At 64.3% G+C, this 22,799-nt stretch carries 12 protein-coding genes and 2 pseudogenes; 4 read left to right on the forward strand and 10 right to left on the reverse strand.

All coding sequences use genetic code 11. From position 1 onward, the window contains the following. Positions 1-494: 494 nt before the first annotated feature. Positions 495-752 (reverse strand): hypothetical protein, encoded by a 258-nt coding sequence (locus tag HDA40_RS09600; protein ID WP_253754102.1) that lies wholly within the window; start codon positions 750-752, stop codon positions 495-497. A 134-nt stretch (positions 753-886) separates the two neighbouring features. Here HDA40_RS09600 and HDA40_RS09605 point away from each other — a divergent pair, with 134 nt between their 5' ends. Next, positions 887-1,948 (forward strand): integrase core domain-containing protein, encoded by a 1,062-nt coding sequence (locus HDA40_RS09605; protein WP_253754105.1) that lies wholly within the window; start codon positions 887-889, stop codon positions 1,946-1,948. A 47-nt stretch (positions 1,949-1,995) separates the two neighbouring features. Here HDA40_RS09605 and HDA40_RS09610 read toward each other — a convergent pair whose 3' ends face one another. From HDA40_RS09610 to HDA40_RS09635, 6 genes are all read right to left on the reverse strand, one after another. Continuing rightward, positions 1,996-2,352 (reverse strand): integrase, encoded by a 357-nt coding sequence (locus tag HDA40_RS09610; protein WP_253754107.1) that lies wholly within the window; start codon positions 2,350-2,352, stop codon positions 1,996-1,998. Continuing rightward, complete coding sequence (locus tag HDA40_RS09615; RefSeq protein WP_253754109.1) at positions 2,336-2,812, reverse strand: hypothetical protein; 477 nt, start codon at positions 2,810-2,812, stop codon at positions 2,336-2,338. The genes HDA40_RS09610 and HDA40_RS09615 overlap by 17 nt, the downstream gene beginning before the upstream one ends. A 448-nt stretch (positions 2,813-3,260) precedes the next feature. Beyond that, positions 3,261-4,406 carry a hypothetical protein gene (locus HDA40_RS09620; protein ID WP_253754111.1) on the reverse strand — a complete coding sequence of 382 codons (1,146 nt, stop codon included), beginning with the start codon at positions 4,404-4,406 and terminating at the stop codon, positions 3,261-3,263. Between the two features lie 97 nt (positions 4,407-4,503). Then, positions 4,504-13,104, reverse strand: coding sequence for a golvesin C-terminal-like domain-containing protein (locus HDA40_RS09625; RefSeq protein ID WP_253754113.1), 8,601 nt, complete (start codon positions 13,102-13,104; stop codon positions 4,504-4,506). 886 nt (positions 13,105-13,990) lie between these two features. After that, positions 13,991-14,194 (reverse strand): hypothetical protein, encoded by a 204-nt coding sequence (locus tag HDA40_RS09630; RefSeq protein WP_253754116.1) that lies wholly within the window; start codon positions 14,192-14,194, stop codon positions 13,991-13,993. A gap of 319 nt (positions 14,195-14,513) precedes the next feature. Beyond that, positions 14,514-15,065, reverse strand: a complete 552-nt coding sequence (locus HDA40_RS09635; RefSeq protein ID WP_253754119.1) for a response regulator transcription factor — start codon at positions 15,063-15,065, stop codon at positions 14,514-14,516. 814 nt (positions 15,066-15,879) lie between these two features. On the opposite strand from HDA40_RS09635, the pseudogene HDA40_RS42500 reads away from it, so the two are divergent. Both HDA40_RS42500 and HDA40_RS09650 read left to right on the forward strand, forming a co-directional pair. After that, positions 15,880-16,772 (forward strand): annotated as a pseudogene (locus HDA40_RS42500) (IS5 family transposase). An 82-nt stretch (positions 16,773-16,854) separates the two neighbouring features. Then, on the forward strand, positions 16,855-17,274 hold the full coding sequence (locus HDA40_RS09650) for an HflX-like GTP-binding protein (RefSeq protein ID WP_253754123.1): 420 nt from the start codon (positions 16,855-16,857) through the stop codon (positions 17,272-17,274). An 83-nt stretch (positions 17,275-17,357) separates the two neighbouring features. Here HDA40_RS09650 and HDA40_RS09655 read toward each other — a convergent pair whose 3' ends face one another. After that, positions 17,358-21,299, reverse strand: coding sequence for a tetratricopeptide repeat protein (locus HDA40_RS09655; RefSeq protein ID WP_253754125.1), 3,942 nt, complete (start codon positions 21,297-21,299; stop codon positions 17,358-17,360). A gap of 203 nt (positions 21,300-21,502) precedes the next feature. After that, positions 21,503-22,147, reverse strand: a complete 645-nt coding sequence (locus HDA40_RS09660) for a DUF5753 domain-containing protein (protein WP_253754127.1) — start codon at positions 22,145-22,147, stop codon at positions 21,503-21,505. Between HDA40_RS09660 and HDA40_RS09665 the strand changes: the two are divergent. After that, positions 22,032-22,274: pseudogene (locus HDA40_RS09665) on the forward strand (ATP-binding protein); the annotation flags it as partial. The gene HDA40_RS09660 and the pseudogene HDA40_RS09665 sit on opposite strands and share 116 nt — an antisense overlap. 24 nt (positions 22,275-22,298) lie before the next feature. Here HDA40_RS09665 and HDA40_RS09670 read toward each other — a convergent pair. After that, positions 22,299-22,679, reverse strand: coding sequence for a hypothetical protein (locus HDA40_RS09670; RefSeq protein WP_253754129.1), 381 nt, complete (start codon positions 22,677-22,679; stop codon positions 22,299-22,301). Positions 22,680-22,799 lie beyond the last annotated feature (120 nt).

A 22,799-nucleotide genomic window follows, 5' to 3' on the forward strand; every position in this document is an offset into this window, starting at 1 on the left:
CCAGGCGCGGGGATCGCATAAGCGTGACCGAGACCACCTTTCGTGCGGATGGGAACATCGGTGACCGCCAGACTCGAAGCAGCCTGAAACGGGCGATCCAACGGTGTACCAGCCCTCCCTTTCCTCTGCTAACCGGTAATTCCTTACATGGTGCTGTCGTGCTGTCGGATCTTCCGCCGGTGCTGGAACCCCACGCGAATTTCATGGCCCCTGCACGTTCGGCAGATCTTGCTCCGGCGAAGCCCCACTCACCTACATGGCCTCACCGGCGACGCCCGGGTCTATGCAGCAACCCGGTTGGTGCTCGATCCGTACTGCCTTGGGCGGTGCGCTGCCCAGAGCAGCTCCAGCTCGATGTTTCGTGGTCCAGTACCAGCATGGGCTGGCAATGTTACGTCGGCGTCTTCATGTTCCTTTGTTGCTTACTTCAGGAACTCTAACCAACCTCTCTCCGAATGTCTACTCCCGGCACCATAGATTTTCTGAGCAACGTCCTACATGCCCCGTAGCGTGGCGGCCTCGCGGTAGTCGCCGCCCTGCAGCTGTTGGCGAGCACCGCCGCTCACCTGCGGTATGGCGTCGACATTGCCATGGCGATCAAACTGATCGTTCACGACGTGAAGTCCCGCACGCTGGTAGGTGACCTCGGCCGGATCGCACGAGACTGCCAGCTTGATGAGGCAGGTCTGCGTGAATATCTGAGTGAGCAGCACATCCCTGCGGACGTGCGCGACCTGCTGCAGTACGTCCAAGGCGGAGACCGTCACAAGCTTCGCGAAATGGTGAAAACAGGATCCGCGACTGCACAAGCCCGTCTCAGCAGCGTCCGTTGTGGCGCTGACCAGCGGTGACATGGCAGGTCGGGCTGGGGGGATGATGGTGCATTGTGTCGCCTCGTCTGCCGTACCTGATCTTCTGCCGGGTGCTGGGTTGGCTGGTGCTGATCACCCGAACCAGTGCTGCCAAGAACGCCGAGATCCTTGTGCTACGGCACGAGGTGGCGCTCCTACGGCGGCAAGGCGCGAAGCCGCGCTTGAGTTGGCCTGACCGTGCCGTCCTCGCCGCGTTGATCCGGTTGCTGCCCAAGCAGTTGCAAGCGTGGCGGCTGGTGACCCAGGCGATGGTGCTGACCTGGCATCGTCGCCTTGTCGCGAGAAAGTGGACGTATTCCAACTACGCCGGGCGACCGCCGGTGAGCGCGGACCTCGCCGATCTGATCAGACGGCTCGCCGTCGAGAATCCATCCTGGGGCTACGTCCGGATCCAGGGTGAACTGCGTAAGCTCGGCCATCACGTCAGCCGTACCACCATCCAGCGACTACTACGCCGCCGCCGCATCCCACCGGCACCGCAGCGCGCGCAGACCACATGGCAACATTTCCTGCGCACCCAGGCGCAGACGGTGCTGGCCTGCGACCTCCTGCACGTCGACTGCGCGCTCACCCTCAAACGCGTGTATGTGTTCTTTGTGATGGAGGTCGGGACCCGCTACGTTCACGTGCTGGGAGTCACGACCAACCCCGACGGGGCCTGGACCGCGCAGGCGGCCCGCAACGTGCTGATGGACCTCGGTGAGCGCACCGGTAGGTTCCTCATCCGCGACCGCGGCGGCCAGTTCCCGAACGTGTTCGCCGCGATCTTCACCGGTGCCGACATCGAAGTGATCAAGACCCCGGCGCGCTGCCCGCGGGCGAACGCCTACGCCGAACGGTGGGTGAGAACACTACTCAGCGAACTCACCGACCGGATGCTCATCTTCGGGCAGCGACATCTTCGCCACGTCCTGGCCGAGTACGTGCGACACTACAACCACAGCCGGCCGCATCGGGCCCTTGACCTGTCACCGCCACGCCCACCGGCCACCGTCATCGACCTTGCCGAACAGCGGCGGATACGCCGAAAACCGATCCTCGGCGGGCTGATCAACGAGTACGAACGCGCCGCGTAGATCATCAAGAAGCCGCAGGTCACCGCAGGTACGGGGGTATTGAGCCCCTACAGGTTGTAGAAGGCGCGGGCGGCGGCGATCACGTGTTCTCCGGCGTGCCGGCCGTGCCGGCTGTTGCGCCGCGACACCGCCGATTCTGCGGTCTCGTGGCGCAGCGTTTCGATGTCGGTGGCGGTGACCTCGTCCAGGCGCCGGTCGCCCCACATCGCGCCCATCCGTGTCCAGTAGTTGCCGTAGGTGCGCCGTGCGCCCGGTCCGGCCGCCGCCGCGACCACCGGCAGATACTCCTTCACTGTCGGCATCGGGTGCCGGGCCCGCAGGTCGTCACGCAGGTCGGTGATGGTGACGCCGAGGTCGGCGAGCATCCGCCACGCGTCCGCGACCCGGTCAGCCGGGGCGGCCATCGCGTCCCCTGACGATCTGGCCGTGGCGGCGGGCCAACTGCCGGTCGATCCTCGCGATCGGATGGACCACGAGCAGACCAGCGTCGGGCAGCGCGGCGAGAAGAACCTGCGAGCCGGTGAGAATGGCGCACATCCGCCGGGCCGCAATCGGCAGCACCAGGGACCCACCCGCGCCGATCGGGCGGCCGCCGTGATCGGCCAGGGCGGCGACGATGCAGCCGTGCTCGACGGTGAAGGCGACCCGATCGTGCGGCAGCCAGCTGAGTGCGGTGAGGACCTTGCCGGCCCGGATCACGCCGGACGGGGTCAGGCGCGCGCAGGCGTACGCCGTGACATCGCCGTCGCCCTGGGGGGTGGGCGGCAGATCGCCCACCGGGGCAGGTTCAGGCCGCGCTCGCGGCAGGGCTGCGGGGATGAGCGCGGCGATCGGCTGTTCGGGTGGGCAGTCGGATGGTGGCACGCGCCTCATGCTCGCCACCGGCCCATGGGGTCGGCGAGGCGTTTACCGAGGGAGTGACCCTCGATCGGAGTATGACGGCGTGCATCCCGAGTGCTCCACGGTGATGGCCTGCGACCAGCTACGATTCGCGGAAGCCGATGTTCGTTTCGCGTGGATCGTGGTGTCCGAGGGGGGATTGAACCCCCACCGTCGTGATGCACGCCCCGTAGGACGTGTTCATGTGGTGCAATCTATGGGCTGACCTGCAACGCCATCAAGTCACTGTCCATAGCAGACACGCAGCGCCCGGCGGTGGTTCTTCTCCTACTTGAACACCGCTGTTCGCAGTGCGAGCCGCAATGACGCCGTGAGCCATTAGCGAGATCCGCGCAATTGGCATGGCGAAGCGACTGTCGTCACTCGCGCGCAGCCCACGGGTGCGCGTCCACACTGCCCGTCGCCACTCCCACTATTCGTGTCGATGACCTACGAAGGTCGCTCCGCCTTGCCATGGTGCCCGGCCGAAGAATACGCCTGTTTGGTCGCGCTGCCCGCAGTATTTCAGCAGGAAGGAGCTGAAGGAGAGCTCGTCGTGGAAGATCGTGTTGAAGTTCGGGGCGATCATGGCAACTGTCCACAGGTTGGGATCGTTCTGCAGCGTGCGCCAGACGCAGATCCATCCGTCTGCTGTCACTCCCCAGGGAATGACGCCAGCCGGCTGGGGATGGTAGGCAGCCATCACGCCCGCGTGTGACGCGGCGACACGCGCCGCTTCGACGGCGAGGACGGTAGTCAGGTTGAAGTCTGGACACGGGTCGGGTCCAAGAATGCGAATGTCACAGAAGACGCCGACGCCAACGTGGTCGACGATGGTCTGGTAGTCGGTCGGCAGGTCTACGCCGAGGATTTTCGCGACTTGGGTCCAATCGGCGGACGGAGCCGCTGGAGCATCGCCGATCACGGCTAGTAGCTCGGCGGACTCGTTCTGCGGCGGCTGTCTCCCCCAAAGTGGCGCAGCTGTTCCGGGTTGTGTTGGAGTAGCCGCAACTGCAGTCGATGGTTGAGCACCGATCGGCCGGAACGCCGGCGCTGCCGATCCGACGGCTGTCGCAGGATCGAACGGACTAGGGATGGTTCCCTCGACTAGCGCGCTGAGAAAGCGGCACATCGGTCCAGGGTATTCCTGCCATTGCAGGAAGTCGCGATCAGCGGACACGACAGGCCATGCATCTGGATCACCTGAATTGGTCAGCCAGAAGCACATCTCGCCGCCCGGGCCTTCGGCGAATGGAAGTAGGCCAGCCGGCTCTGGGTGGATAGGGTACGGAAAGAGTCCGTCGCCGTCGGCGCGCCATTGGCGCATGTCCTCTAGCCAGTTGGCGTAGAACCCGAGGTAATCGGTTCGAGGACTACCGACGTCGCCCGGGCGTATGATCCTGACGAGGTCCCGGAACTTCCCATCTGGGAACGTCTGTATGAGTCTCTTGTAGTCGCTGGGCAAGGTGAGGCCAGCGAGCGATGTTTCGATCGCGGCCCAGTCGTAGGTTTGAGATGACACAGGTGATATCCCGGCCAGATCGGCTAGCTGGGTCACGCAGTCGTCGCGGCCTTGCACGATGGAAGCCTCCCCATATCGCCCGTTTCTCATACCTTATCCCTCGCGTGGTCCGACACCATCGCCTGCTGCCGGACCACGCGAGGGATTTGGCCAGTTAGGGCATGTTATACACCTGGATGTGAGCGAACCCGCTCGCGCTTAAAATGTAAACATCGATCTTGTACGGCACGTAGTCGACAGCGTTGGAGCTGTATCGGGGAATGGCGGCGTAGAAGACGCGTTCGTTGCGGTCCAGGCGGGCCCTGACTTGCTGTTCTACGCCTTCCATGCCGGTCCAGCCGTTGGCATGGGGATACATGGGGACGATGTTTTCCAGGTCACTGGAGCCGCCGAACTGGCGAGCAATCAGATGTCCGCGCTCGTGGGTGCCTGACAGGTAGCCCCTCGGGGTTCGTGGGGCACGGCTGTCGATGGCGGTGGCGCTGGGCGTTAGGCAGGCGAATGCTCCGCGCGCTCGGCCGTGGTCGTCCAGTGGCAGGTACTCGATCGTCGACAGTGAGTTCGTCTGCCCGGCGCAGCCACGTTCCTTGTCCTCGATCTCGGTATCGGTCACGTAGCGGGGATCGGGTGCCGAATCGCCGCCGAGCATCATCAGCAGAACCAGTGTCGGGGCCATTCGGAGCCACAGGGGTGGGACGGGTGGGGGTTCCACGGGCGCCGCCGGTGGTGGCGCGAACGGCAGCGGTGGCAGAGCGGGCGGGGCGAGCGGCGGAGCAACGAGCTGGGGTCGCTGGCCTTCACAGCTCGCGCTCATCATGTTGGTCGCGGTGCAGAGGGTTGGTCGGCTGCCGCCGGCTCCGCCGTCGTCGAACCGGTGGCCATCGAGTTCAACGTTGGTAATTGGATTGCCGGCCCCGAACGCGTACCGGTTGCCGGTCCAAGGGTCCTGGCAGAGGTTGAGGTCGGATAGCGCACCGTTGTACGCGTCGCGGGTGAGGAACCTGTTGAGGCCCGGGTCATAGTCACGGAAGCCCATGTCGTAGGTCCCGCTTTGCTGGTCCCAACGTTTTGAGTTGAACCGGTACGGGTTGTACGGCTCCTTAGTCGGGTCCGTGGGGTTGGGCTTGTCGATTCCGGTGAATTGGGAGTCGTCGTTGGCTCCGTACGCGGTGTAGCCGTAGGTGGCCTTGGTGTCGCCAGAGTTGTCGGTTAGCTGCTCTACGTCGGTGTGCGGGTTGTATCCGTAGTAGCCGTCTTCGGATCCGCCGCTATCGCTGGTCGTGGTTTGGGAAAGCCGCTCACCCCAGGGCGAGTACTGGTAGGACTTCGAGATCTTCCCGGCGGATTCTTCGTTGAGCACGTCCGTCGTCAGGCCGAGGTAGTTGAATGCGGTGGTCTTCTCCTTCGACGTACCGACATCCGTGGTCTTGGCCGCTGTGCGATCGAGTGGATCGAAGGTCGAGCGGGTGACGGCGGTGCTGGTGCCGAGGTTCTTGCGGTTTTCCACGATGTGGTCGAAGCCGTCGTAAATGTTGCGCTCGATGAGCGTGCCGTTGGCGGTAACGGTGTCGAGCCGCCCGAAGGGGTCGTAGTTGTAGGCAGAGGTCGTGCCGGCGCTTGTGGTGGTGATGAGCCGGTTGCGGTTGTAGGTGGACGTCGTGGTGATGCCCTTGATCGTCTGAGATACCACGTTGTTGTTTGCGTCGTGCACGTACGTCTCGGATCCGGCGCCGTCCCCAGTAGTGGTGGAGTTGGCAATGCGGTCGCGTGGGTCGTAGGTGTAGTCGGCTGTGGTGGTCAGGTACACGCCGTGGTTGTCGGCGTTCATCTTCTTGGTGACCTCGTGCGTTCGGTTGCCGTTGAGGTCGTAGTCGATGGCGTGGTCAGAGACGAGTGTGCCGTCGGGCCTCTTCTCGGTTTGGGTCCTCAGGAGTCCGTCGAAGAAGTATGTGTATGCGACGGTGTTGCCGTTGCCCTTGGCTTCGCTCAGCCGTTCGGTCTTGTCGGTGTAGGTGAACGTAGTGATCTTGGGAGCGGGGTCTGAGGCCGACGTTCCGTTGGTGACTTTGCTCAGCAAGTCGCGCGCATCGTATTCATACGAGTTGTACGCGGTGTCGTGGGTTTGGGTGGCGGGTGCGCCGTTCTCGTTGTAGGTGAACGAGCTTGTGTTCAGAAGTGTCGACCCATGTCTTTCGGCAACGGTCTTGACTTGATTCAGCTGCGTGTAATCGACGGTGTAGGCGTCGACCCGCGCACTGGGGGACGCATCGGCGATCGTGATCAGGTTTCCGTTGGGATCGTAGAGATAGCTGTAGTCGTGCTTCTCGCTGTCGGTCTCCCCGGTGTTGTCGCGCACCAGCTTGACCGCGTCGGCGACGACTGTGCCGCCGGCTTGGTCGGACAGCGTGATCTTCTTGTCTGAGCCCTCATTGAACGGGTACGAGCCGAGGCTGGTCCAGGCGCCGCCGCCGGTGGATTGGTTGACGGTCTTGGCTGTGGTGCCACTCGCGTTCTCGACGGCGAATTTGGCGTCGGTCGCAGCTCCGCTGACCTGTGGGTAGCGTACGAAGACCTCATAGGTGCCGGTCTGCGGGATGTTGAGCTTCCAGGCGAACGTGTTGGTGCCTGAGCCGGCGGCATGCGTCTGGTGGTCGTAGCCGTACTGCCCACCCGTGGCCGCTGTGGGCCAGGTGCCAGTAGCGGTCACATTCTGCGCGTCGGCGTTGTCGACAAGCACAACCTGCTTACCCACCGGGACACCGTCATCTGCCCGGGTCTTCTGCTTCCCGTCTGGGTAGTACTGCCATGTCATCGTGCGCGTAGAGGAACCTCCCGCGCTCGTCAGTTGCCGTAGCGTCTGCTTGCCAAGATTGTCATAGTCGTACGAGGTCACGATGTCCCACGAGTCGGTCGACGTGCGCGTCCATCCGTTGTCGTAGTACGTGAGAGCGGTGTCGTTGCGTACTGCCTGACCGTTAGACGGAGGCGCTGACACTCTGACTAGGCGACCGGCATCGTCGTACGAGTAGAAGGTCGAGTCGGCGGACGCATAGCGAGAGTCGTCCTTGTCGTAGGCCGAGCGGACTTCCTTCTTGCGGTTGAGCTGGTCGTAGACGATGACTTCGGCGAAATCGTCAGGGTCATCCGTCGTGGCGCCCCCGCGTGGCGTGGTGACCTTGACGATGTTGCCCGCCTGGTCGTATTCGGTGCGTGTAGTTCTGTACTGCAAACTGCCCGCGTTGACGTGCGGCACCTTCAATTCGATGGGCTTGCCGCGGGCGTCGAGGATCTTGATGGTTGTGTTGCCAGCCTGATCGGTGGTGGCGATGATCAGGCCGTCCTTGTCATAGGTGTTCGTCGTGAACTTGCCGATCGCGTCGGTGACCTTCGTGCCGCGGTGTGCGGTGTCGTACTCGTACTTGCGGGTGAAGTCGTTGGGATCCGCGGATGCGTTTGTCCTCGCGTCGATCATCGTGGCCACGTTGCCGACGTTGTCGTAGGTGTATGTGAGCTTCTTTCCGTCGGCGTTGGTGATCTCGGTGAGCTGATAGAGCTCGTCGTATGCGTTGATCGTGCTGTAGTCGCCCACGGTTGGAGTCAGGTTTCCCATCGGCTCCGTGGTAGTGATCAAGTTGCCGACCCTGTCGTACGTATAGGAGGTCTTGCGCTCAGGATCGCCGGCATTGTCCAGCGGAGCCGTCGAGGAGGTGACGCGATCTGCGTTGTCGTACACCGCGGTGCTGGTAGCCCCGTTAGCGGCAACGCTGACGGTGACGTTGTCATTGGCGTCGTACGCGGGTGCCGGCGTGGTGATCAATTTGCCAGCAGCTTGATCCTTGGGTTCAGTCTTGACGAGTGGACGGCCGAAGGCGTCGTAGTCTTGCGTCGTCTCCTTGCCCAACGGGTCGGTGACCGTGCGGACGTTGCCTCGCACGTCGTAGGCGAAGTGAGTCGTCTTCGTCAGTGCGTCCGTGATTACCGTCGGGTACCCGTTGGGGTCGAAGCCGCTGTAGCTGGTGGTGTTCCCATTTGGATCCTTCGCTGATTGCAGCTGGCCCCACGAGTCGTAGGTGTTCACGGTGGTGTAGTCGCCGTCAGCGGGGGTGCTGGTGCCGATGGGATCAGTCACTGTGGTGAGGTTGCCCTCGGTGTCATATCCGAAGGTCCAACGCCGGCCCTCCGAGGATTGCTTGGCGATCAGGTCGGCCCAGTGGCCGTTGAGCCCGGTCTGGTACGCGAAGGTGGTGCCGGGCCAGCCGTTCTTGACCTGCTCGGCGTCCTTGATCGCGGTGGGGTAGCCGGTCTTCGGGTCGTACGCCCAGGTAGACACGGCGCCGTTGGCTTCTTCAAGCCGAATGACGTTGTGGTCGGTATCCCAGCCGAGCTTGGTGGTTTCGTTCTTGGCGTTGGTGGTCTGGAACGGCCGTCCGAATCCGTCGGTCAAGCGTGTAGTCGAGTGATGTTCCGGGTCGACGACCGCTGTGGAGATTGTGTCACCGGCCTGCCCGTCGGGATCGGTGTAGGCGAACGAGGTCGGGTTGCCGAGCCGGTCGGAGTAGCTCTTGGTCGCCCAATGGAATTTGGGGTCGTCGTCGGGCAGGTCATAGTAGGCGATGCCCGTGCCATGCCCGCGTGGGTCGGTGACCTTGACGAGCTTGACGTTCTTGTTGCCTTGGGTCATGTCGTATTGGAAGCCGAACACCTTCGGCTGGGCAGCGCCCGCTCCATCGACAATCTCGCCGAGTAGTCCCTTGTCGGTGTAGGTGAGGTTCAGCGTGCGGCCTGATATGTCGGTGATCGCGCGTACATGGTCAATGATCTTGGGGTTGGTCAGATTGTTCTGCCCGGTGACCTTGGTCCACGTTGTGTCGTTGACGTAATCGTAGGTGTCGCCTTTGGCCCAGTAGGCGATGGTGAGGGTCTGCCGTCCGGCGGCGTCGGTGATGTATCGCAGGAACTTTGTGGGTTTGTTCTGCGATCGGCGGACCTCGTATGTGAAGGTCATGAGGTTGCCGTTGTTATCTTCAATCGACGACAGATACCCGTCACAGTCGTAGTAGAAGACGGTCCGGTCCGGCCGGGTGATCGTCCAGGCGCGAGACTGCTCGGTCTGCGGCGTGCATGGTACGAGCTGCTGCAGGTACAGGTGCACGCCCTTGGGTGAGATCCACTCCCCCGCTGTCGCATTCCATGTAAATGTGTGTGTTGTGCCGTCGCCGTCGGTGAGTTTCACCGTCGTCGGGTTCGGGTTGGGGTGGAAGTCCAAGGGGGTGCCTAGGCGCATCAGCGACGACGCCTGAACCGACCATCCGTAACCGGCGACGCTGTCGGTGGTGTCCTGCGAGTTGTAGGCCATCCGCACGAACGTCGACAGTCCGCGCGACGGATTGGTGAACGCATTGTAGGACCATACGGTGTTTCCGGCGTGCAGATTGTTCATCAGCGTGGAGCCCGCGCCGGTGTTGGTCCCGGTGTAGGCGTAAAACTTCTCCAGACCCAACTGGTCTGAGGTCGGCTCTTCCACCGCGACCTTCTGGTCGAGTGGCGCGATGCCGTTACTGGCGGACAACCATTGGCCGGTGGTCTTGTTGTGCAGCTCCCAGCGCAGCACGTAGTCGGTGCGTTTGTTCGCCGGATCCGACGACGCCGGGGTCTTGACGGTGGCGGCGACGTCGGCCGTCGACCCGGCGGTGATGTCGCGGGGCAACGCGGTCGCGACCTGGTTGCCGCTGGTGGTGACGTCGGTGCCGTCGGGCAGCGTCCAGTGGTAGGACAGCTCCCAGTTCGCGGCCGACCACGCCACGCCCGTGGGATTGGATACTGAGACGGTGACGGGGTAGGTGCTGGCGGGTGTCATCAGCCCGGCCGTTGCCGGCGCGTAGTAGGTCGACTCGGCTGTGGGCTCGAGGTAGGTGACCCGCAGTGTGGGGCGCAGCATCGGCTCGGCGGCCTCGCTGGACAGCAGCATGTTGCGCTGGGTCGACACCGACTCGTCGCGCATCTTGAGCAGGAAGCCGTAGTTCGACGTCGGCGTTGTCAGCCAGCTCTTGACGGTGTTGGTGACCGTCCACGACTCCCACTCGGGGTCGTTGGTGAATCCGTCGAAGTAGGACTCGGCGGTCGGGTCGTAGTCGCCACCAGGCGTGGTCCAGGCCGTGCCTGAGGCGGCGCTGTTCCAGGTGGCTGTAGTCTCGTCGAAGGCACGGGTGAGCCGGTGGACGTCGGCCTTGCCGTTGGTAACGTCCCCGGGATACAGATAGGTGTTCCACATCTCCAGTTCGGCGCCGACCACGTTCGCATTCGCCGGGACGCCCGTCAGATTGGTGAATTTCACCAGGCCCCGGGTGTCGCCGTACACGCTGGAGTTGTTGCCCGGGGACACGTATGGATCGCCGTCGTAGACGTTGACGTTGGTGGTCGGCTGCGCCGCCGACAGCGTCGTGTCAGGCACCTGGTTGGCCGACGCTTCCCGGAACACCTTGGTGATGCGACCAGCCTTGGGCAGCAGCACACCCTGGGTCGGCCCGGCGATCACTTGACCGTCGGCGGTCTTCACCGCGATCATGTAGTAGTAGAAGTGCCGCTTGAGCGGATCTGTCTCGTCCGTCGGCGTCGGCGTCGCGGTCGTGTCCTGATAAGCCAGCGACGTCTTGCCCACCGGGGCGACCAAGGTCGCGGCTGACGGGACGAAAGTCTGGTTGACGCTGCGGTGCACCTGGTACTCGACGATGTCGTCCCCGGTCGCCGTCGACGGGTCGGTGTAAGCCGGCCATGTCAAAGCTGCGCCTGTCGCAGTGATGGTGGTCGGTGGATCCACTGCGACGGCCGGTCGGCCGAAGGTCACCACCAGCTTCGGCAGGTTGTAATCACGGCGGTTGTTGTCGTACGCGTACTCCGACGCCTCGTAGACCGGACCACCCCGGCCCTTGTCGGCCTCGTCGACGGCCTTGACCATGAAGCCGTAGTTGGGCTGCGTGCCGTTGACCCAATCCTGCACGACGTTGCGCACGGGGAAGCTGCTCCAGACGCTGGAGACGCCACGCTTCTTGGTGGTGGTGCCCCACTTGGTGAACCGCACGGCGTCGGCGATGACGGACTTGTTCGCCACGTCGCCGAGCACGACCTTGCCGGTGGTGCCCGCCGCGAACGGATGCACCCCAAGAGTCTTCCACACGCCGTCGGCCGCACCGGTCTGGTCCACCGTGTACGCCTTCGACCCGCCGTTGTAGAACACCGTGTACGGGGTCGCGGTCGACCGGTCGGACTCCGACGTGAAGTGCACCTCGACCTGATAGTCCCCGGCCTCGGTGATCGTCGGCGTCCACGTGTGCGTGTTGCCGGCCGTCGCGTCGTTGTTGTACCGGTAGTCCGCGCCGATCGCCTTGGCCGTCAACGCGTTCGCCGAGTACGGCCAGGTGCCCGAGAACGAGGTCCCGGCGTCGCCGTCGTCGACCACGATCACGTTCCCCGCGGGCTGCGCCGCCATCGCCGTGTTGATACTCCCCCAGGTCGCCGTCGACTCGTCCCAGGAACTGGTCACCCGACGCGCTTCGAGAGCCACGTCGTACGACCAGTCCCAGTGCGTCTGCGAGTAGTACAGCTGCAACTGCGCGTCGTCGATCGGCGTACCAGCCGGAATGCCCGTCAGCGGGAACCGCAGCAGCGACCGCCACGTGTTGACCGACTCGGTGCCGACCCGCAACTGGTAGGTGCCGTTATAGTTCGCGTTCTGAGATCCCGAGTAGATCTCGACGTCCTGCCCGTCCGACGGCACCGGCTGGATCTTGACCGTGGGGTCGATCGTCACCGGATACCGCCGCGCCGGGTCGGCCAACCAGGCCGCGTCCGGCACGATCGTGATCTCCGCCGTCGAACCGTGCTGCGTCAGCGTCTGCGCCACGCTGCGCGACATCGTCTTACCGACGTCGGACTTCGCGTCGTCCTTCGAGTCGAACATGTACGGCGCGGGCATCACGAACAGCACCCGGCCGCCGTCCGGCCCGGTGAACTCGATCAACCCATCGGCCGCCTGGCGCGCAATCAAACCGCCGGTCTTGATCGACATCGTCACCGCGAACGGCTCCACCGGCGCCTTCGCCAGGACGAAGTCCTCCTGCAGCGTCGTCGGCGTTACTTCGTAGACCACGTCCGCGCCACTCGCCGCGCCCGGGTACGTGATCGTCGAGCCGGCGACCTTCGGCGTCAGGTCCGCGGGCACTCCCGCCAGACCCAGCTCGAGGTGCCGGCCACCGGACTCGAACCGCACCAGCTTGTCGCTGCGGTCACCGAAACGCGAGGTGAACGCGTTGGCGACATTCTGGTACGCCCAACCGCCCGACCCGGTACGCACGGTGAGGTCGATCGGCTTCCAGGTACGACCGTCGCGGTAGTTCAGCGGAGTCTGCGACACCTCGGCCTGCATCCGGCCGTCCGACAGCTGATAGAACCGCGCGTTCTGCGTACGCCGAGCGGTCAGCTCCTTGACCCGCTTGGCCGGCGCCCACGCCTTGCCCTTCGTCGCCGGGTCGTCGTGCGGCACCCCGTCCAGCTTGAGGTCGACCGACTTCCGCGGCTCCTTCGGCCGAGGCGCGGTGCTCACCCCGAACAAGCGGCGAACCGGATCCCAGAACCCGCCCGGATCATCCGCGGGCTGCTGGGCACTCGACGGTGCGGCGAACGCCGGCACACCCGAACCCATGATCATGACGATGCTCAATGCGCCGGCCAACAGCCAGCGACAGCTCCCGTTTCGCAAGGCCGAATCCTCCCCAGGACCAGGTGCTCAGCACCCGAATCGGCCCACCGCTCACAGAGCCAGACATCGTGCGAACGGCCCCCGTGCCGGTGGAGTCTTCAGTTGTCGCGCCGCCGATCCAGCGTCATCGCATCGACCGGCATGCAACTTGCATGTGTCCGGAGCCTTTCCCTTCCTGCCTGACGTGTCAACCCTGGGGAGGGAGACTCAAACAACGAAGCAGTCCGCCGATCGATTGCCGACCACCTGCAGAAACGTAGCGCGGACCATCGGCCTTCACATCGAGATCCGACGTTATCTGTTCGTTATGCTTGCCACTGCATTGATGTCATGTGGCCCGTGACGCGACAGTCACCTGGCGCGTCACATAAGAGTTGGCCTATGTCGCAGGTACGCCAGCGGGACGTAGTGGTGGCGGCGGGACACGCAGTCGCGCGTGGCACCCTCTGCGCGGACGTGGTCCATGTACACCTGGACTCGGCTCACTATGCGTCGCCCGCCACCGGTCATCGGCATCTGACCCCGAGTTGGGGGCGCCGCCTGTCGCCGGGGAGGGAAAGGGGCGCTTCACCTCAAAGGGCGGCGATAGCGAGAGTGCAGCGAAACCCGCCGAGCGCGGCGCGCTCCTCGGGGCACCGCAGGGGTGGGCGATGACCGTCGCGTTCTCAGTTTGCCGACACGCCCCCGGGTCTCGATCGCGATCTCGTACTACTCGTCGGCGCGGCCAAATGACCGGGCAGTCATGTTTCTCCGGCGAGCCTCACACGCTTTCTTCCCACGTGCTCTTGAGGAATTTGGCCCTGTCGGTGGGTGCGGCTCCGTTCGTCGTTGACAGCCGCGCTCGCCGGGCCATGGCGTGCGGCAGGCGCCGAGGCAGTGGTGCGGATCAGTCGTAGATGGACGCGGCGCAGGTGCCGCACATGTGTGCCGGGCGCTGTGGTGGTGCCGGTTCGCCGTAGGCTGCCACGGCCGTGCCGCAGAAGGCGGTGGCAGCCCCGAACCGGGTCGTGGCGTGTTTGGTGCCGCCAGCGTCGCGGGTGGGTCTGGGCTGGGCGTACGCCAGGACCGCCATCGTGCGTGAATGAGCCATGCCGGTCACCGTACGCCGCGACCTGGGCATGCTCCCCCGCAGCATCATCGCTGGGGCGATGGCTGCGCGTCCTCCGCGTCACGGCGACCGATGCCAACCGTCTCCACAGGGTTCGGCAGGTCGGCCGTTCGTCCACACTACGGATGCTGATGCGTCACGCATGGAATACGTCGCCTCGGCCCCTACCGCGCGAGGGGCATTGGCGGGTCGGCTCGGTCCGGCCAGGGGTTTCACTCAAGGTGCGCTGCGGGCGGCCGATATATCGACGTGTCTCGCTGTCTCGCCGCAAGCGGCCAAGACAGGCGGGTGGATGCGCTTGCTACAGCAGCTCTTGGTCATGAGCGATGTCGAGGGCATGCCGACGGCTACCAGCGCCGAGCTTGGCGTAGAGCCGGGCGATGTATGTACGCACTGTGGATACGCTCAGGTGCAGGTCGGCAGCGATCCCGTCGGTTGGTGTGCCGGCCTGCAGGTGGCACAGGATTTGCGCCTCCCGGCTGGTCAGCGTGGTCAAGCGAACGTCCTCGCGAGCGATGGCCCCCGCTAGGCCGCTGGCGGTGAACCCAGCCGGTGACACAGCGGCATGCCGGACGGTTGCGATGATCTGAGCAGGCGACGCCGACCATGACAGCAGCGCCGACAAGCCAGTCTGCAACGCCCACAGCAGCAGCGCATCGTCGGTGTCACCGATCAGCACGATGCCCAGCTGCGGATGCGCTCGACGCAACCGGACCGCAAGGTCGGCGGCGTCTGGAACAGCGATGGTGCTCAACGCCACCACGTCGGTGGGCTTCTCCGCGATCACCTGCCAGGCCTCGGCCTCGCTAGCCGGCTGAGCGACCAGTTCGATATCCGGCTCGTGGGCGATCATGCTGAGGTATCCCAGGCGTATGAGGGTGTTCGATTCCACTGTGACCAACCGCACGATCATCGCAGCTTTGCCCCTTCCCCCGGCGGTGTCGCACCGTTGTCCGACGACGTGGGCTTCGCGACGGCCGGGGACGCACCCGGGTCGGTGGCCCGGGCATCGGATCGCGCTCCGGGGGGCGGATACGCTCGCACTGATGCCCGGGCCCGGTGAGGGTTCCGATCCGTGGCCGAGCCGTTCGTCCATGGGGGCGCGGACGAACACTCTCGATCTTGGACCCTACGGGTTGTTCTGAAAGCTGCGGGTCGCCCGTTAGGCCGGATGACGCGCATCATCGTGTCGCGAGTTCGTTGCGTGTTGACAGCCGGTGCGTGGCCTCGGCTGCGCGTCGCGATACAGCTGGTGGTATCAGTTGCCGTGCTCGGCAAAGGGGACCTTGCAGTTTTCTTGGCGAGCAAGCGCATCGGCCTACCCGGCGGGCACACCAGCCGAACGGCGTGATGTTCTGCTGCACCGATAGGTGACAGGTGTCGGCTCGCGTGTTCCCCGCTCGGAGACTCGTCCTTCGTATTCTTGCGCCTGTAGGACCGCCAAGGCCCTCACCGCCATTGGCCGGTGCGGCTGGGCCAACTGCTCAACCTGGTTGGCTAGCTCCCGGATCCTAACGGGAGCTCTCGCACGTCGTCGGCCGCCAACGCCGCCGTCGACAAGCCTCCGAATCCACGAATTGAGGTTGAGCCCACGGAACTCATGCACTGGCAGGGCTGCCGCCCTCAGTGAGTGTTTGAGAAGTCGTTCTTGATCGTCCGTATGCCGGTTGTTCGATGCCTGTCGACTCGTCCATAGTGGTCGGGTGCCGCGCTCCCGCCGCTACCCTTCGGACCTGACCGATGCCCAGTGGGCGGTGATCGAGCCGCTGCTGCCGCAGGTGAAGACCGGTGGACGGCCGGAGAAGCACTCACGCCGCGACATCGTGGACGCGATCTTGTACGTGGTCCGGGCAGGGTGCTCATGGCGGCAGTTGCCGTTCGACTTCCCACCCTGGCAAACCGTCTACTGGTACTTCGTGCGCTGGGAAGAAGCCAAGGTCACCGAGCAGATCATGGTTGCGCTGCGCCGGCGGGTCCGCGTTGCACAGGGGCGCCGGGAGGAGCCCTCCGCCGGAGTCATCGACTCCCAGAGTGTCAAGGGCGCCGACACCGTACCGCGTCGGACCAGGGGCTACGACGCGAACAAGAAGATCAACGGCCGCCCAAGCGGGCCCGTGGCTCAGGCGCGGGTAAGCGGTTCATCGTCACCGACACCCTCGGCCTGCTCCTGGTCGTGTGCGTGATGGCCGCCTCGGTCCAGGACCGCGACGGCGCGAAGACCACCCTGCTCAGCGTGTACCTGTTCACCCCGGTTCGGTTCGTCTACGCCGACGCCGGATTCGCCGGGCTGCTGGTCGAGTGGTGCCAGCGCATCCTGCGCACCACCCTGCACATCGTGCGCAAGGCCCCTGGCCAGAAGGGGTTCGCGGTGATCGCCCGCCGCTGGGTTGTCGAGAGGTCTCTGGCGTGGCTGACCTCCCACCGCAGGCTTGCCCGCGACTACGAACGCGACCCGCGTACCTCGGAAGCGATGATCCGCTGGGCCGCGATCAGCGGCATGGTCCGCCGGTTGACTCGGGGCGGTCCGGCCACTCGCCCGCAGGCATGGAACTTCGATTGATCACTGCCTCGTGGCTCACGCGCTGACCGTCGAGGCCTGAATATCAGGTGGCGTGTGGGCGCTGACCTGCGATGCTGTCCCGGTGACCGGCATCCACTCCGTGATCCTCGTGGGCCTGTTCTCGGCGAAAGACCGCGACTACCAGGACCGTCTCGACGCGCTGCAAGCACAGGTCACGGCACTAGGAGGCCAGGTACTGGACCGGTTTGTCCAGCGCCGGGGCGTCTCCGATGGCGGCGTACGACTGATGTCCGCGCCGCTATCGCGCCGCTTCCTCATCGGCCCAGGAAAGCTCGACGAGATCGTCACGACCCGTACGAGTAGGAACGCCGACGCCGTCGTCTTCATCAACGACCTGACCAGCTATCAGCGCCGGTGGCTGTCAACCCGCCTCGGGTGCCCCGTGCTCACCCAGGCCGACCTCATACACGGCCTGACCAGCCCAACCCAGTCACAACATCGCGCCGGCCACGGCCACAAGCCCAACCGCCGCCACGCGTAACCGCATCACCTGACGAGCCGCGGTACATCTCACGACTTCTCAAACACTCACTCAGGGCGTCAAGCACCCTGTAACTGGGCGGATCACGTGTCGGCGGCCAAGATCGCACCGGTGACTACAGCCGAGTCGTGCACGTCTAGTCCCGATAGGAGCTGGAGGATGGCTCGTGGTATCTCGTGCGGAGGTGCCTGAGTACCGCTGCCCACGAGGACTCGTAGTTTGCGAACGGCCACGGGAAGCGGGTCCACTTCGATTTCCGCGGGGGTGTCCGGGGGCAACGCTATGCGGACCGCGTGACGTGCTGCGCCGACGAGTTGGACGCCGAGCCCCTCTTGCTGACCATGTGCAAGCAGGGTGCCGGCGAGCAGAGTTGCCGTCATCTCTACAGCGCTTCTTCCGGAGTTTCGGCTCATCGCGGCGCCGTAGACACCGGAGTAGAACCACTGCGACAGAGCGCTGGGGTTGGAGTCGTGACAATGTCTCAGGAGGGTCCTCAGGATCCCGGCTGTTCGAATGGGGTCTTGCCATGCTTGTGGCCGTGCGAGGGCCGCTGCAGCGGCACCGGCTTGCCAGCCTTCCTCGCTAGCAATGGTGATGAGGTCTGCGATGTCGGGGGCAAAGTCGCCGACGCGCTCGCGAATCATGAGTCGCCGGAGGTCGTTGCGCTCGTGAAGCGAGAGCTGGCCAACACGCAGCAGATGGTCGAGTACTGCGCTGGTTGAGAAGGAGGCGATGCCGATGTTTCGGACGAGCAGCCGTGTCGTCGCGTCGTCGCACCACAGTTGTACCGATGTCATCGCTGCCAGGTGTAGCACCGATGTCTGCACCTTGAGCCTCGGGTTTACCCCGGTGTGGTCGACTCGAATCGACTGCCGTGGCAGTTCGGCGACGAGCTTGCGCAACTGCTGAGTCTGGTCGATGAGGACTTGCCGATCCGCCTCGCTCAGCTCGGCAAGAGCGGGTCGATCGTTGTCGGGATCGTAGTAGAGCGTGCCCGCGTCCTTGGCGAGGCGTTCTTCATAGTCTCTGATGTCCCGGACGATCTCGTTGGTGATCCGGACGCGTCTGAATAGGCCCAGAGCCCTGTTGCGGATCGACTGCGGTAGCAGATTCATGACCACCAGCGCGCTCGTGTCGACGGCTACATCATGGTCGGTTGCCGCGGCGACCGTGGCGATGCATATGCCGTGCTCGCGAGGGTCGGGGTGTTCCGACGGAAGCGTACCCATGCCTCGCCGGATAAGGATCTCGGAGTACGGGCGCCCGGTGTAACCCGCCAGGACGATGAGCGGCTTCTCCCCGCGGCTGAGTTCGCGCGTCAAGCGACGCTGGTCGGCTGCGCGCTCCGGGCTGGGGCGAAGCGACTCGGTAAGAGCTTGGAGCATCGCCTCCTCGTCCTCGGTGCCGATGGCGTGTAGATAGCTGCTATCGGGCCAGCGGGTGAAGAATTCCTCGAACTTGCGCTGGTAGGCGCTCAGCAGGTCTGCGGGCACCTGATCTGAAGCAGCCGGAGTGATCAACGTTGCGCTAAGGACGTAAGCCGAGAACTCCTCGGAGTCGCCGAAACGCGTCAAGAGGGACAGGCAGCCGCGCATCAGAGATTCGGCGTTGGAGAACCGGCGATGCAACTCGATCCACATTTGCGCCGTGCCGACCGTGTCTGGTTCGAATGGCTCTGGTGCTGACGACAACTCCGCCCAGGCGTCGGCGAAGTTGTCCTGAAGCATAAGCGCTTGAATCAGCGCCCACCGCAGTCCTGCGTCTTCCGGTAATGCTGCAAGTGCGGCCTGCGTGAACTCGAAGGCCTTCCTCAGGTCGGACCCATTGAGTGCCAGTTCGGCGGCGAGCTTGAGGGCAGTGGGACGATCGGGCCAGTCCGAGTCCTGGTCCGCCAGCAGCGCGGAGAGAATCGCCTCGGCACGCTCCGTCTGGCCCTCACGAGCCAGGGTATGTGCCGCCCACAGGCGCGGTTGTGGATCATTGAAGTCATCGGCCGCATCAAGCAGTGTCTGCACGGCCGACTCAGTGTCTTCGATGTCACGGTAGGCATCTGCGAGCGTGACGGCGGCAGTGAGCGAGCGACGGCGTTCGGTTCGAAGGGCCGAGATCGCTTCGTTCGCGTTGCCAGCCGCCAACGCGGCGGTAGCTCGCACCTCGGCGGCTTCGTCCGGATGCGCTCGCTCAAGCTCGTCGATTCGAGGCAAGTCCGTCGCTCCGGTCTTCGCCAGCCCGATCAGCGCCAGCAGCAACAGGTAGTGGTCTTCCCCGGCTAGGGATATGGCCTCACGCCACGTCGGGGCCGAAAGGACGGCTTGACGGTCGAGGATCATCGCCCTGATCTGTGTCCGGCAGAACTTTGAGTCGACCTTTCCGGCAGCAGCCTCGGCGATATCGATTCGTCCCAAGAACACGGCAGCGTAGGCGACTTGTTCCGCAACGTCGGAGGCATCGGCCTCTGTCGGTGTGGCCGTTCCGCCGGCCTCCGGGGCAAGGCCGAGGTGGAGGACCATTTTGAGGTCGCCGCGCATGTTCGCCGCCTGGCATGCCAGAGCAGCGGCCTCGCTGCTATCTCCCTGCCAGACTCGACGGTCGTTGCGGGCTCGGAGTGCCAGCGCCTGTGCCTCTGTGAGGTCCCGAAGGAGGGTGCGGGAGCGTCGCTGCCTCGCGCGCGTTATCAGGGCTCGCGACCTCCAGATTGCCAGACCTGCAAACCAGAATCGGCTGAGCCAGGTGACGCTGCGCGACAGCGCGTTGTCGATTACCTCGGGGCTAAACGTCGTCGAGTCTGGATGTCCGAGTGCGACCTGCACGGACAACGTGGCGGCCGTGGCAAGTTCGTCCTTGGGAGGATCCCAGGCATCGAGTAGCTCGTCCGCACGTCGCAGGTCACCCGCGAAGAGCGCGGCCATGGCCCGCGCGTAGGGGTGATCGCTCGCGGCGCAGCCGCTATATGCGGTGAGTGCTCGTTCTCGGGCGGACGAGTCTCCGACGATCGAATAGAGCAGCGCTGCCTTGGCCAGCCAGAGATAGCGGGGCGGGGCGCCCTGATCGGCCATTCGAGTTAGGAGATCTGCTGCCAGTCGTTGCGCGCGGAAGGCGCTGGCAAGTTCGGACGCGGCCAGCTGCACGTCCCAGCCGGCCTGTTCAAGCCAGCCTGGCCGGTGCTGTTGCCAATCGGCAAGAACCGCCGCAGGTTTATCTTCGGAAGTCAGCAGAGTGACGAGTCGGCGTGCGTTGGCGGCGTCCGACTCGAACGCGGCTTCGATGTAGTGATGAAGTACTGGCGGGAACCGGCCGATCCGTCGATCGAGCCATGCCCTCTCTGACGTCGTGTGGTGCGATGGATCGACGGTCGCTGACGAGGCGGCCGGATACACGTCACGGTCGGCCAGGTACGCCCAGATGTCGCCCGGCGAGACCTCCTTATGGACGATCTCGTCGGCGTACTGCATCAAGGCATCTCCGGCTGCCTTGGTGTTCCCGCGGACCATGGTGCGGATGGTGAGTTCGAGCAGCTTGTTGAGGTTTCGCTCATCCATTGTGTGCACGGTGACTAAGCGCAGGAACTCAAATGCCTCCTTCTCCGAAACGCCCCGCCAGATCTTCCGGAGCACAGCGAAGTGCCTCTTCCTCACCTCCGACTTGAGAAATTCGCTCTTGAACTCCGCGAAGTCGGATGCATCGCTGGCTCGTTCGCACAGCTGGTATAGCTGATCGGCGCTGGTCATGGAAGCGAACTCGCACGGCTGAGCAGCACGCAGTTTGTCAACCCATGACTGAAGAAAGCCTTCCTTGCCCAACGATGCCAGGGTCCACACGCCGCTGTCGGTCTGTCGTTTGGACTGGGTCCACGACACCGTCGATCCGACAGTCAGCCGGAACTCTGCGCCGTCGCCGGCCTTGCCCGGTACCTCGACGCGAAGTGACCCGTCGCCGGCGGCCATCAAAGACAGCATCGCCCGAACGGTCCAGCGTCGTTCGTACCGGTTGCCAACCTTGTCGGCGCCACCGCCAGCCAAGGGCATACGTCACGCTCCCAGCCGTAGCCGTCGAAGCATCATTATGCCCCCTTCTGGGAGGCGTCTTGTTCCCCGCCGCTACTCCTTGACTGCGCTGCTGCGCTACAGCACTACTGTGATCATCAGGCCGTCGACTGACGGCGACTTGATGGATCAGGCAGAGACGCGGGTACCGTCGATGGCGAGCTCTGGTCATGCGTCGGCCTTCTCTAGTCGCGCAAGCGTTGCATCGCGTTGCGGATAATCTCGTTGGCGGCCGCGCCAGTGACGACGTCGAGCCAGAGTCTTTCCATGATGCGTAGGTATGCGGCCGACTCCGCGGACTCGAAGTAGGTCTCGCCGGCGAACGTTTCGATGACCGCCACGTTGTCGTAGATCTGGAAGGCGTTCTGCGGCGTCATGCCGAGGTGCCGGTCGAGCGGGACGATTCCGAATCGGACGTTCGGGAGTTCGGTGATCATGAGGAGCCGGTCAAATTGTGGGAGCAGTACGTCGTTGGGGACGGTGCGCCAGCGCAGGACCGGTTCGCACAAGATGAACTCGAACCGCTTGCTTGGGTCGTACAGGTGCGGCTGCCGGGCGAGCCTGGCGGCGACGGCGGAGTCTTCGTTGCGCACGTCGAGCACGTGCATGTTGGCCATCTCGGTGAAGACGGCTCTAGCGTAGGCCGGCGTCTGGAGCAGCCCGGGTATCCACGCGGTTTCGAAGTGGCGAATGATGGATGCGTCCGCGACGAGGTCATTGTTCGTCTTCCAAGTGATCTCGAAACGATACGAGAAGGGCTCGACCCTGCTGACCTCGAACAAGAGCTTCAGTGAGTGGGGCCAGGTCCTCGGCGACGACGTCCTGGCCACCGCGATCCTCGACCGGCTCCTCCATCACTGCGAACCCGTGGTGATCAACGGACCGTCTTACCGGCTCAAGAACCGCCTCAAAGCCATCGACAACAGCCCGGTTCCAGCACAAATCCAAGCCGCGTAACTAATCCCGGTCCACCGACAGCCTTTACGCCACAAGGACAAGGTCGATGGTTGCCGCGTTCACCGGCTCGTCTGCACAGATCTGAAGTCGGTAGGTGCCTGGCTCCAACGCGACCCTCATGACCCTCTCCTGCAACACGTCGCCGATCACGACGACGCCAGAGGGCAGGGAAATCGATGTCACCCCCAACTCGCAGGCGCCATATCGGCCCCAATCCTCCTGAGCCGTCCAGAGGCGTGCCGTCACATCGCCTTCGGACCCATGCTGGACGTTGATCACCGTGGCGTCGACAGAACTGATGAACGACCGACCCTTTCCCGCCCCAGGTGCACCATCGGGTAGATCTTGGAAATTGGCTCGGCTGTCACAGATCACCAGCAATCCGTAGCCCAGATTCTCCGACAAGCTGCCCGCCAACACAGACATCCCCCGTCACTGCGCGACATGCGACATCGCCCGTGAGCCACACAATCCGAATCGACAAAGCCGCAGCATATGCGCCTCGGCACCACCGCTCGACTGCTG

The organism is Hamadaea flava (genome assembly GCF_024172085.1).
GTDB classification, from domain to species: Bacteria; Actinomycetota; Actinomycetes; order Mycobacteriales; family Micromonosporaceae; genus Hamadaea; species Hamadaea flava.